This is a genomic window from Kribbella ginsengisoli (genome assembly GCF_039537185.1).
Classification (GTDB): Bacteria; Actinomycetota; Actinomycetes; order Propionibacteriales; family Kribbellaceae; genus Kribbella; species Kribbella koreensis.
In genome coordinates this window covers 132,033-143,928 of sequence record NZ_BAABAA010000007.1, presented here as the reverse complement: position 1 = coordinate 143,928, position 11,896 = coordinate 132,033, and the positions used below count along the sequence as shown (strand labels likewise).

The 11,896-nt window shown below is 68.5% G+C and carries 12 protein-coding genes; 7 read left to right on the top strand and 5 right to left on the bottom strand.

Translation table 11 applies throughout. The features are described 5' to 3' along the window. Positions 1-41: 41 nt before the first annotated feature. The 4 genes from ABD768_RS24185 (at position 42) to ABD768_RS24170 (ending at position 3,235) form a co-directional block, all read left to right on the top strand. A complete protein-coding gene (locus ABD768_RS24185; protein WP_344844291.1) occupies positions 42-1,166 on the top strand; it encodes an NAD(P) transhydrogenase subunit alpha in 1,125 nt (374 codons plus the stop codon). Further along, on the top strand, positions 1,163-1,468 hold the full coding sequence (locus tag ABD768_RS24180) for an NAD(P) transhydrogenase subunit alpha part 2 (RefSeq protein WP_343970834.1): 306 nt from the start codon (positions 1,163-1,165) through the stop codon (positions 1,466-1,468). The genes ABD768_RS24185 and ABD768_RS24180 overlap by 4 nt, the downstream gene beginning before the upstream one ends. After that, positions 1,465-2,835 carry an NAD(P)(+) transhydrogenase (Re/Si-specific) subunit beta gene (locus ABD768_RS24175; RefSeq protein ID WP_343970831.1) on the top strand — a complete coding sequence of 457 codons (1,371 nt, stop codon included), beginning with the start codon at positions 1,465-1,467 and terminating at the stop codon, positions 2,833-2,835. The genes ABD768_RS24180 and ABD768_RS24175 overlap by 4 nt, the downstream gene beginning before the upstream one ends. A 214-nt stretch (positions 2,836-3,049) precedes the next feature. Further along, positions 3,050-3,235 carry a hypothetical protein gene (locus tag ABD768_RS24170; RefSeq protein ID WP_344844288.1) on the top strand — a complete coding sequence of 62 codons (186 nt, stop codon included), beginning with the start codon at positions 3,050-3,052 and terminating at the stop codon, positions 3,233-3,235. A gap of 63 nt (positions 3,236-3,298) precedes the next feature. On the opposite strand, the gene ABD768_RS24165 is transcribed toward ABD768_RS24170, so the two are convergent. After that, on the bottom strand, positions 3,299-4,225 hold the full coding sequence (locus tag ABD768_RS24165; protein ID WP_344844285.1) for a hypothetical protein: 927 nt from the start codon (positions 4,223-4,225) through the stop codon (positions 3,299-3,301). Between the two features lie 2 nt (positions 4,226-4,227). Beyond that, positions 4,228-5,211, bottom strand: a complete 984-nt coding sequence (locus ABD768_RS24160; RefSeq protein ID WP_343970825.1) for a helix-turn-helix transcriptional regulator — start codon at positions 5,209-5,211, stop codon at positions 4,228-4,230. Positions 5,212-5,460: 249 nt separating this feature from the next. On the opposite strand from ABD768_RS24160, the gene purF reads away from it, so the two are divergent. Beyond that, positions 5,461-7,023: an amidophosphoribosyltransferase gene (purF, locus tag ABD768_RS24155; protein ID WP_343970822.1), complete on the top strand. Its 1,563-nt coding sequence runs from the start codon at positions 5,461-5,463 to the stop codon at positions 7,021-7,023. 49 nt (positions 7,024-7,072) lie between these two features. After that, positions 7,073-8,152, top strand: a complete 1,080-nt coding sequence (purM, locus tag ABD768_RS24150) for a phosphoribosylformylglycinamidine cyclo-ligase (protein WP_343970819.1) — start codon at positions 7,073-7,075, stop codon at positions 8,150-8,152. A 257-nt stretch (positions 8,153-8,409) separates the two neighbouring features. Here the strand turns inward: purM and ABD768_RS24145 are convergent, their stop codons facing one another. From ABD768_RS24145 to ABD768_RS24135, 3 genes are all read right to left on the bottom strand, one after another. Beyond that, positions 8,410-8,598, bottom strand: coding sequence for a DUF3073 domain-containing protein (locus ABD768_RS24145; protein WP_020389018.1), 189 nt, complete (start codon positions 8,596-8,598; stop codon positions 8,410-8,412). Between the two features lie 214 nt (positions 8,599-8,812). Continuing rightward, a complete protein-coding gene (locus ABD768_RS24140; RefSeq protein WP_344844281.1) occupies positions 8,813-9,628 on the bottom strand; it encodes an ABC transporter permease in 816 nt (271 codons plus the stop codon). Between the two features lie 63 nt (positions 9,629-9,691). Next, entirely contained in the window at positions 9,692-10,579 is an 888-nt protein-coding gene (locus tag ABD768_RS24135; protein ID WP_343970813.1) for an ABC transporter ATP-binding protein, read from the bottom strand. A 166-nt stretch (positions 10,580-10,745) separates the two neighbouring features. Between ABD768_RS24135 and ABD768_RS24130 the strand changes: the two genes are divergently transcribed. Then, positions 10,746-11,885 (top strand): sensor histidine kinase, encoded by a 1,140-nt coding sequence (locus tag ABD768_RS24130; RefSeq protein ID WP_344844279.1) that lies wholly within the window; start codon positions 10,746-10,748, stop codon positions 11,883-11,885. Positions 11,886-11,896 lie beyond the last annotated feature (11 nt).

Genomic DNA, 11,896 nt, shown 5'->3' with positions numbered 1-11,896 from the left:
GGGCTTTCCGGGCACCGTGTGTTTGGCATAGGTTTCGGCGAGTGAAGATCGCAGTAGTGCGAGAGACCAGACCGGCCGAGCGCCGGGTGGCCCTGGTGCCGGAGCAAATCGTCAAACTCGTCCAGCTCGGCTACGAGGTCGCGGTCGAACCCGCGGCCGGCGAGCGCGCCCTGTACTCCGACGACGCCTATCGCGACGCCGGGGCAGAGGTGGCCTGGGGAGCCGACCATGCGGCGACGGTGGTGGTGTCGGTGCAGCCGCTCGAACGCGAGCGACTGCAACGGCTGCACGCCGGTACGGCGCTGATGTCGTTCCTGCCGACGAACCCGCCGGACGTGATCCGGGCCGCGACCCGGGCGAAGCTGACCGCTTTCGCGATGGAGATGATCCCGCGGATCTCGCGGGCCCAGTCGATGGACGCGCTCTCCTCGCAGGCGCTGGTGGCCGGATACCGGGCGGCAATCGTCGCCGCGGAACGGCTGCCCCGGTTCTTCCCGCTGAACATGACGGCAGCTGGTACGGTGCCGCCGGCCCAGGTTCTCGTCCTGGGGGCCGGCGTCGCCGGACTGCAGGCGATCGCGACCGCGAAGCGTCTCGGTGCCGTCGTCAAGGCGTACGACGTCCGCACGGCCGCGGCCGAGGAGATCGCCTCGATGGGCGCGCAGCCGATCGAGCTGGAGCTCGGCACCCTGGACGGGCCGGGCGGCTATGCCCGCGAGATGACCGAGGAGCGCGCGCAGTTGCAGCGTGACCTGCTCGCGCCGTACATCGCGGGCGCCGATGCGCTGATCACGACTGCCGCCGTACCGGGGCGGACCGCTCCGATGCTGGTGTCGCGGTCGATGGTCGAGCAGATGAAGCCCGGTTCGGTCGTCGTCGACCTGGCCTCGGAGTCCGGCGGCAACGTCGAGGGCTCGGTGGCCGGTACGGAGCTGATGATCGGCAACGCGCTGGTCTGGGGCGGCGCGAACGTGCCCAGCCAGATGGCCGGACCGGCCAGCCGGCTGTACGGGCAGAACATCGCCAACCTGATCGCGCTGATGACCCGGGACGCGGAGTTCAACCCGGACTTCGACGACGAGATCGTCGCCGGCTGCTGCCTGACCCACGACGGCACGGTCCTGCACGAGCCGACCCGCGAGCTTCTGGAAGGACCGACGGCATGACCGAGACCATTGCTTTGCTGACCATCTTCGTGCTCGCGGCGTTCGTCGGCGTCGAGGTGATCAGCAAGGTCTCCTCGACCCTGCACACCCCGCTGATGTCCGGCGCGAACGCGATCCACGGCGTCATCCTGGTCGGCGCGATCATCGTCACCGGCCAGGCCGACTCCACCCTGGTGGTGATCGTCGGGCTGCTGGCCGTCGTACTGGCCACGGTGAACATGGTCGGCGGGTTCGTCGTCACCGACCGGATGCTGGAGATGTTCCGCGGTCCGGCGGCGCGCAAGAAGGAGCTGCAGAAGTGATCGACACCTGGGCCCAGATCGGGTACCTGATCTCTGCTGTCTGCTTCATCGTCGCGCTGAAGGCCCTCTCGTCGCCGAAGTCGGCCCGCAGCGGCAACCTGCTCGGCGCCGCGGGCGCGGTGCTCGCGGTGATCATCACCTTCGTCGCCTACAAGCCGGACCACCTGGCCGCGATCCTGGTGGCGCTGGTGATCGGCACGATCGCGGGTGTGGTCGGCTCGCGACGGGTGCAGATGACGCACATGCCGCAGCTGGTGGCGCTGTTCAACGGCGTCGGCGGTGGCGCGGCCGCGCTGGTCGCATTGATGGAGCTGTCGCATGTGCGCGACGGCGAGACGATCGCTGCCATCGCGACGGCCTTCACCATCCTGGTCGGTGCGATCAGCTTCTCGGGCTCGGTGGTGACGTTCGCCAAGCTGCAGGAGCTGATGACGAGCCGGCCGGTGACGTTTCCGGGTCTGCCGGTGCTGTTCGTGGCCGGCATCCTCGGTGGGGTCGCGCTGTCGGTCTGGCTGGTCACCGATCCGCGGGTCTGGGTCGGCGTGCTGCTGTGCCTGGTCGGGTTGGCGCTCGGTGTGATGCTCGTGCTGCCGGTGGGCGGTGCCGACGTACCGATCGTCATCTCGCTGCTGAACGCGTTCACGGGACTGACCGTGGCCGCGGGCGGGTACGTGCTTGGCAACGCGCTGCTGCTGATCGCGGGAACGCTGGTCGGCGCGGCCGGTACCTTGCTGACCAAGCTGATGGCCGACGCGATGGGCCGCTCGGTCTTCAACATCCTCTTCGGCGCGGTCAAGGGCGGCTCGACGCTCGGTGGCGGTACGGCGTCCGACCGGCCGGTCATCTCCGGTACTCCGACGGACGTGGCGATCCTGCTCGGTTACGCCCAGCGTGTCATCATCGTCCCCGGCTACGGCCTTGCCGTCGCCCAGGCCCAGCACGTCCTGCGTGATCTGGTGGAGGAGCTGCACAGCCGCGGGGTCAAGGTCGACTACGCCATCCACCCGGTGGCCGGCCGGATGCCCGGTCACATGAACGTGCTGCTGGCCGAGGCGCAAGTGCCCTACGAGCAGCTCCGCGAGATGGACGAGATCAACGGCGACTTCAAGTCGACCGACGTCGTCCTGGTCGTCGGCGCCAACGACGTGGTCAACCCGGCGGCTCGCAACACGCCCAGCGCCCCCATCTACGGCATGCCGATCCTGAACGCCGACGAGGCCCAGCGGGTCATCTTCCTGAAGCGCTCGATGCGCCCAGGCTTCGCCGGCATCGAGAACGAGCTCCTGTACGACCCGAAGACGACCCTCCTCTTCGGCGACGCCCGCGAGTCCCTCACCAAGCTCCTGGCTGCCGTCAAGAACGTCTGACCCACCCCGTACTCCGGCCGAGCGGCCGCCTGGTGCCAGTGCATCATGCGGCCGCTCGGCCGCGTTGACCCCGGTGCCGGCCGGAATTAGGTTCGTGAGTGCGCGAAGTGGACCACTTCGCGCAGTCGCCGGTGTTAGTCCCGTGCCGAATTCCGCCCCGTCAATGCCGCCGCTATTGCGGTTTCATTGCCATGCCCGAAAGCAGTCGATGCCCATGATCCCCGAACGTATGGTGTATTCACCCGCAGTTCTCGCCGCGATCGCGCTGCTGACCGTCCCACTACTCGGTGTGGCCCGCTCCCTTTCGACGGAGCTCGACGACTGGCCGCTCCATGCACCATTCTGCCGCGAAAACAAGGCCATGGCAGCTTCCGGCCACAAACCCGGCTGGTGCATCTGAACCGGTCCAGTCCGCTCTTCAATCAAATGCTTCGCTCATTATCGGATTGGTCTAGCCCAAAACTCACCGAACCCACCCCCGCTGAGCCGCCCGAACCCCCAACTCAAACCGCCCCGAAGCCCCCGCCTGCTCATCGGTAGCTCCTTGCACCAGCAACTGCAGCAGCTCGGCTTCCATCGAGCTGATCCCGTCGTCGTCTCGTTGCTCGTCGGCGAACGGGTCGTCGGCTCGGCGCCAGTAGCTCTCGTAGTACTCCCGCGCCAGGTTCACGACCGCCACGCTGTGGTGCACCACGGCGCCGACCGAGGGGTCGGCGGGGTCGATGCCCAAAACCACCGCGTCGTCGAAGATGACAAGTTTCATCGGCAGCGACGGAACGGTGCGGACCTTGGCGCCATATCCCATACTCCACAGTGCGTATTCTCGGGCGCCGGGCGTCTTCAAATGCGCTTCGGTCAGCAAATACCGGGCGTCTATCCCCCGTTCGAGAAATGGCCGGTCAGGAGAATCCTCGAGTTCATGGGTGCGTACCCCGCTGGCCGGCAGCATTCCCCAGCACAATTTCTGCGGCTGAAACTTCTGCATTCTCTGATAGGCAGCTTCGCTGCCTTCGAACAGTTCGACCTGGCGAGCCGTCTTCTGGGCCAGGAACTCGTGATAGTCCGCGGTGAATCCCTTGGCGTTCGTCTCGTCGTTCTTCAGGGTTTCGGCCAGACCGTCGATCCGCTCCCGCTGCCGGGCGGCCAAGCGTTCGAACCCGACCGCCGGGTCGATCGGGTACTCCTGGTCCGCGATGTTCCAGCGCGGGACGATGAGCCCGAGATCCCGCAGCCGCACGAGCTCCCGGACAGCTTCAGCCTCGGTGATCGCTCCGGAAGTGGCGAGGGCGGTCTGAAGCTCTCCGTCGGACTTCTGGAGTAGTTGCGGGTGCTGCAGGAGGGTGCGGTAGATGGTCAGCGTCTGCTCTGTGACGCCAAGCGACTCGAACATCGTCAAACCCAGCCGCGTTTGGCGGCGGCTACTCCTAGTTCGAAGCGGGAGGTGGCGTCAAGGCGTTCGGAGAGATTGGCGGTGATGCGGCGGGCGGTGCGCAGCGAGATGCCGAGCAGGCGGGCGACCTGCTCGTCCTTGGCGCCGCCGGCCAATAGGCGGAGCACCTCGGCTTCGTGTGGGGTGAGGGGGTCGTTGTTGTCCCGGTCTTCCGGGGAAAAGAGCTCCGAGGCGCGGGACCAGTAGCTGTCGAAGAGGGCGAGGGAGAGGGCCAGGACGCCGGGGCTGCGATGGATGACGGCGCCGGCCACCGGGTCCTCCGGATCCATCGCCATGATGGCGAGCTCCCGGTCGATGATCAGCAGCCGCATCGGCAGGGTCGGGGTCGCCCTGACCTCACCGCCGTGCCGGTGCAGGGTGGCGGCGTAGTCGAGGCCGGGTTTCGAGACCGTCATGTTCTGCAGGTAGATCGTGCGCAGCCGGACACCACGTTGCAGCAGCAGCAGGTCCGGCGAGGTCTCCGCGGGGTGGATGGTGTCGTCGATGTGCGCGGGGATCATCCCCCAGAACGAATCCCGGGCCTTCAGGCCGAGCTCCTCGATCCGGCGGGTGGCATTCGCGCGGCCCTTGAGAACCTCGACGTCGGCGCTGCTGCGCGACGTCAGCAACTCGTTGTACTGCTCCGCGATCACGTCGGCCGACGACTCCGCCTCCCGGAGCTCGCCGAGCTGCCGGTTCAGCTCGGCGCGGCGTCGCTCGACCAGGCCGGACAGACCGACCCGTGGGTGCACCGCGTGCTCGGCGTCCGGGTCGCTCCAGGTCGGAACAAGAAGCTCGAGTTTCCGGAGTTCGTCCATGATCCGGCTGACCTCGTCCATAGGTAGCTTTACCAATGCCGAAATCTGTGCCGGAGTGCTGTCCGGGTTGCTCAGAAGGGCGTGGTAGACCGCAAAGGTGGTCTCATCGACACCCAGCGGTTCCAGCACGACTCACTCCTTCGGTACTTGTTCGGAACCGACCATATACAGAGCGCGTCGACAATGAACGCTTGATTGGCTCATCAATTATTTCGAAAGGACATCTTGTGATCAAGAAGTGGCTCACTGTAGTCGCCGCCGGCGTGCTGGTCACGGCGTTTGCATCGCTGTCGGTCAACTCCGGCAGCGCCACCGCCGGAGCTGAGCCCGGATGTGGCATGGGAGCAGTGTGCTGGCAGTTCCCGTAGACTGCTGCCTGTGGCTCGTGGCGATGGTCGGCTCACTCATGATCTTGACCCGCAGGATCTAGGCCCGCAGGACGCTTGTGGCGTCTTCGGGGTCTGGGCACCGGGGGAAGAGGTCGCCAAACTCACCTATTTCGGGCTCTACGCTCTGCAACACCGGGGGCAGGAGTCGGCTGGCATCGCGGTCAGCAACGGCAGTCAGATCCTGGTCTACAAGGACATGGGGCTGGTCAGCCAGGCCTTCGACGAGGCGACTCTCGCCTCGCTGAAGGGGTACATCGCGGTCGGGCACTGCCGGTACTCGACGACCGGATCGAGCGTCTGGGCGAACGCCCAGCCGACGTTCCGGTCGACGGCCACCGGCTCGATCGCGCTCGGGCACAACGGCAACCTCACCAACACCGGTGAGCTGGCCGCGACGCTCGGTGGCCGCGACGACCTCGACCTGGGCCTGGACCTGGACGTCGAGCACGCCAAGGCCAACGCCAAGCACGGCGCGTCCTCGGACACCGACATCCTGACCTCGATGCTGGCCGGCTACCCGGACCTGACCATCGAGCAGGCGGCCGCCAAGGTGCTGCCGAAGGTCAAGGGCGCCTACAGCCTGATCTTCATGGACGAGTCCACCCTGTACGCCGCCCGCGACCCGCAGGGCATCCGCCCGCTGGTGCTGGGCCGGCTGGAGCGGGGCTGGGTGATCGCCAGCGAGACCGCCGCGCTCGACATCGTCGGCGCGAGCTTCATCCGTGAGGTCGAGCCGGGCGAGATCGTCGCGATCGACGAGGACGGCCTGCGCTCGACCCGGTTCGCCGAGGCCGAGCCCAAGGGCTGCCTGTTCGAGTTCGTCTACCTGGCCCGCCCGGACACCCAGATCTCCGGCCAGCGGATCCACACCACCCGGGTCGAGGTCGGCCGCCAGTTGGCCCGTGAGCACCCCGTCGAGGCCGATCTGGTGATCGCCACCCCGGAGTCCGGCACGCCGGGCGCCATCGGGTACGCCGAGGAGTCGGGCATCCCCTACGGCTCCGGGCTGGTCAAGAACGCCTACGTCGGCCGGACCTTCATCCAGCCGAGCCAGACCATCCGCCAGCTGGGCATCCGGCTGAAGCTGAACCCGCTGCGCGAGGTGATCGAGGGCAAGCGCCTGGTCGTCGTCGACGACTCGATCGTCCGCGGCAACACCCAGCGCGCGGTGATCAAGATGCTGCGCGAGTCCGGCGCCAAGGAGATCCACGTCCGGATCTCGTCGCCGCCGGTCAAGTGGCCGTGTTTCTACGGCATCGACTTCGCCAGCCGGGCCGAGCTGATCGCCAACGGGCTGAACACCGAGGAGATCTGCCGTTCGATCGGCGCCGACTCCCTCGGCTACGTCAGCCTCGACGGCTTGATCGAGGCCACCTCGGTGCCCAAGGACAAGCTTTGCCGGGCCTGTTTCGACGGGATCTACCCGGTCGCGCTGCCGGAGCCGGAGCACCTCGGCAAGCACCTGCTCGAAGTACCGGTGCACACCGACATCGACGGCCTCGCCACGGTGTCCGGTGGCGCGGGTGCCGCCGACGCGCTGTCCCGGCCCTGAAGCCACGGCTGATCAGGCCCGCAAGCCCCCCAAGAAAGCGAGAACCACAGTGAGCGAGGGCGCGAGCTACGCGGCCGCCGGCGTCGACATCGAGGCCGGTGACCGGGCCGTCGAGCTGATGAAGGAATGGGTGGCCAAGGCGACCCGCCCCGAGGTGGTCGGCGGGCTCGGCGGCTTCGCCGGGCTGTTCGACGCGAGCGCGCTGACGGCGTACCGGCGGCCGTTGCTGGCGACCTCCACCGACGGGGTCGGCACCAAGGTCGCGATCGCGCAGAAGATGGACCGGCACGACACGATCGGCTTCGACCTGGTCGGCATGGTCGTCGACGACCTGGTCGTCTGTGGCGCCGAGCCGCTGTTCATGACCGACTACATCTGCACCGGCAAGGTGGTCCCGGAGACGATCGCGCAGATCGTCAAGGGCATCGCCGAGGCCTGCGTCGAGGCCGGTACCGCGCTCGTCGGCGGCGAGACCGCCGAGCACCCCGGGCTGCTGGAGGCCGACGAGTACGACGTTGCCGGCGCCGCGACCGGGGTGGTCGAGGCCGACGAGGTGATCGGGGCCGACCGGGTCCGGGCGGGTGACGTGGTGGTCGCGATGGCGTCCTCCGGCCTGCACTCGAACGGCTACAGCCTGGTCCGGCATGTGTTCTTCGACCGGGCCGGCTGGCAGCTCGACCGCGAGGTGCCCGAGCTGGGCGGCACGCTCGGTGACACGCTGCTGATCCCGACGCGCGTGTACGCCAAGCACTGCCTTGAGGTGATCCAGGAGCTCAACGCTTCCGACGAGAAGCCGTTGCACGCGATGTCCCACATCACCGGTGGTGGTTTCGCGGCCAACCTGGCCCGGGTCATCCCCGACGAGCTCGCGGTCCGGATCGACCGGTCGAGCTGGACGCCGGCGCCGATCTTCGGGCTGGTCGGGCAGCTGGGCGGCGTACCGCAGCTCGAGCTGGAGAAGACGCTGAACATGGGTGTCGGCATGGTCGCCGTCCTGGACCCGGCCGCGGCGGACCGCGCGATCGCGGCGCTGGCCGAGCGCGACATCGACGCCTGGGTCTGCGGCGAGGTCAGCGCGGCCACCGATGCCAAGGCAGGCGTCGAGCTACAGGGTGACTACGCGAGCTGACGCACTGTCGAACCGCTGCCGGCGTCCACGGACGCCACCAGCGGAAGGCAGCCCGCAGTGCTGACGGCTCGTGCCGGGACGTTTCTCCGGTGCCCGGACTGCTCAGTGGGCATCGGGGAAACGCCCCGGACCTCAACGCGTCGGAAGGGCAGGCTCGAAGGACCTGTCCTGCCGTGTGGTGGAACTACGTCGGCCAAGCACAGTCGACCTGTCCGAGCGCCCTGAGGCGCTGGACAGGTCAGAGTGCTGCTGCGGCTTTACCGACGGGGGTGGTAGTCGTCGGCGTCATCGCCGACGTCTGTGTCGTTGTTGCCGTTCGCAGAGGTACCACCCTCGTCCCCGCCGGACAGCTCTTTCTTGAGCTGGTCCAAGTCGGTGTCCCAGGTGCGGTACTTCAGGTCGCGTGCGACCTTCGTCTGCTTGGCCTTTGCACGGCCGCGCCCCATAGCGTCGACCCCCTCGCACAAGTCAACCGGGTACGCAGCGTGGCGCCCACGGATCAGTCGTCAGTAATCGTGGTTACAGGTTACCCGGAGCCGGTGTCCGACACACGCACCGCCCCCTGACTGGACCCCCGAAGAGGTCCGATCACGTGCCGGGAGGCCTGCCCGGTCCCCTCAAACCGGTCAGGCCTCCCGCGTTCTCGACCCCTCAGCGGGGTTACTTCACCTCGCGACGTGAGCTTGCCCACAGTCCGACGATCGTCGGCAGGACGACCCAGACCCCGATCGCGGTGAGCGTCTCGGGCACCATCCCGTGCAGGTCGCGCTCGGCGATCCGGCCGAAGGCGCCGAACACGTCCAGCCAGTTCGCGTTGTCCTTGAACAGGGCAGGTCCGGCCAGGGCCCAGGCGGTCGGGGCGACGAAGAAGACCAGGATCGCGACGGCGGTCTGGGCGATCACCGCGCCGAAGGCGGCGCCCATCACGACGTTCAGCGCGGTCGACAGGTAGGCGCCGGCCAGCGCGCCGCCGATCCCGGCGTACGAGGCCCCGGCGCCGTCGATGGCGCCACCGATGGCCGTGGCAGCCAGGGCCATCGCCGCGGTCACGCTCAGTACGACGGCGCTCAGTACGATCGCGGAGATGAACTTGGCGAACTGGACCCGGATCCGGCGCGGCGACAGCGTGAACGTGGTCAGCGCGGTCCGCTGGGTCCACTCACTCGTCATCGCCATCACGCCGATCACCGGCAGGATCAGCATGACCCCTGTCGACGCCGCGGCCAGGTAGCCGTCGAAGCGCTGGACTCCGTCGTTCAGGTGGGTGAGCTGCCAGGTCAGCGCGGCGACGGCCAGGGCCAGGATGCCCAGGATCAGGAACCGGCCACTGCGGGTGTTGACCGACTTGCGCAGCTCGATCGTGACGAGCTTGACGAAGGACTGGCCGCGCGCGGGCGGCAGCGAGGTGGCGACGGCGGCCCGGTGCTTGCCCGGAGCGGCCGCGACAGCCGGCGAAGAGATTTCGGTGACAGCCATGATGTTTGTACTCCTGAAAGACAAAGGGAAGGAAGGAAAGCGGACGGGCTGAGCTTCGGGTGATCAGGCAGCTGCGGCGGTGGGGCTGGTGAGCTGGAAGAACAGCTCCTCCAGGCCGGCGCCGTCGCTCTCGCGCAGTTCGATCAGGACCTGGCCGGCGGCAGCCGCCGCGCGGCCGACCTGCTCGGCGGTTGCGTCGACGCGCAGCGCGCCGTCGTACAGGGGCTCGAGGTTGAGTCCGGCGGCGGTCAGGGCCTCGTTCAGGCCGATCGGGTCGAGACCGCGGACGAGCGTGCCGCTACCGGCCAGCAGTTCCTCCAGGGAGCCGTTCGCGACGATCTTGCCGCCGCCGATCACGACCAGCCGGTCGACGGTCGCCTGGACCTCGCCCAGCAGGTGGCTGGACAGGATCACCGTGCCGCCGCGGGAGGCGAAGTCCTGCAGCAGTCCACGCATCCAGCGGATGCCCTCAGGGTCCATACCGTTGGCCGGCTCGTCCAGGATCAGCGCGGCGGGGTCGCCGAGCAGCGCTGCGGCGATGCCGAGCCGCTGCCGCATCCCCAGCGAGTACTGACCGACCCGGCGCTTCGCGGCCCCCGTGAGCCCGACAGCCTCCAGCATCTCGTCCGCCCGGCTGTTCGGTACGCCGAGCAGAGACGCGTTGAGCAGCAGCGTCTCGCGACCGGTCCGGCCGGGGTGCTGGGCCGCCGCGTCGAGCATGACACCGACGACGCGCCCGGGGTTGGGCAGGTCGGCGTACTTCTTGCCGGCGATGGTGGCGCGGCCCGAGCTGGGCGGGGTGAGCCCCGTCAGCATGCGCAGCGTGGTCGACTTGCCGGCGCCGTTCGGGCCGAGGAAGCCGGTGATGCTGCCCGGCTCGACCGTGAAGGAGACGTCGCTGACCGCCGCGTGGTGGCCGTAGCGCTTGCTGAGGTTCTCGACTGTGATCATGCCCCTTACTCTTCCGGCCGGACCCCCCTCGCCACATCGACCGACCGTCTGCGGTCACCCCCTACTTAAGTCGCCCGGAACGCGGCGGACCCCCACCCGATGGGGGACACCAGGCATCAACGGAAGAGGGACGTAAGTCCTGACGTGCCGCGACTACGCTGACTCAATGCAACGGTTGCGGCGCTGGTACGCCTGGTTCATCCGGCGCGCCCCGCGCATCCGGGACGTCCTGTACGTCGCGTTCAGCCTGCTCACGATCGTCGCGCAGGCGTCCTCCGGCAAACCCGGCTGGCACACCGGCGACTGGATGGTGCTCGGCGTCGGCATCGTCGCGTCGCTGGCCCTGTGGTGGCGCCGCAAGTACCCGGTCACCGTCACCGTCATCGCGGTGGTCGCGCTCGGCTCGGCCGGGATCTTCATGCCGGTCGGGCTGGCCCTGCTGACGCTGGCCATCCGCCGGCGAGACCTGGCGCTGGCCGTTCTCACCTTCGCGGCGTACGTCGCCTACATCCTCCAGAACCGCCCGTCGAACGGCGACCTCTGGGTTCCGATCTTCACCGGCCCCTTCCTGATCGGCGCCTGGGTGGCGGTCGGTGCCTACGTCGGCGCCCGGCGGGACCTGATGGTGTCGCTGCGGGACCGGGCCGAGCGTGCGGAGGCCGAGCGCGAACTGAGAGCCGAGCAGGCGCGGCTGGGCGAGCGGGCCCGGATCGCGCAGGAGATGCACGACGTACTGGCCCACAAGGTCTCGCTGATCGCGCTCCACGCCGGCGGCCTCGAGGTGAACCCAGCGGTTGGCCCGGACAAGGTGGAGAGCTCGGCCGGGCTGATCCGCGAGACCGCCCGGCAGGCGATGGAGGACCTGCGCGAGGTGCTCGGCGTCCTGCGGACCGACGTGAGCCAGAACGGCGCCGACCTCGCTCCGGTACCACGTGCCGCCGACCTGGAGCGGTTGGTGCAGGCGTCCCGCGCGGCCGGCGTCCAGGTGACGAGCTCATTGACGCTGCCGGACGACGTGCCGGCTCTGGTCGGGCGGACGGTCTACCGGGTCGTCCAGGAGGCGCTGACGAATGTGCACAAGCATGCGCGCGGGGTCCATACCGAGGTACTGGTGGAAGGCGCGCCCGGGACCGGGGTCAATGTGCGGGTGACGAACGTCCGGCCGGTGGCGGCTGATTCACTGTTGCCCGGCTCCGGCGCGGGGCTCGTCGGGCTGCGCGAGCGCGTGACGCTGTCCGGTGGGCGTCTCGACGCCGGACCTACTCAGGACGGTGGGTGGCGCGTGGAAGCCTGGTTGCCCTACTGACCGGGGTGGCG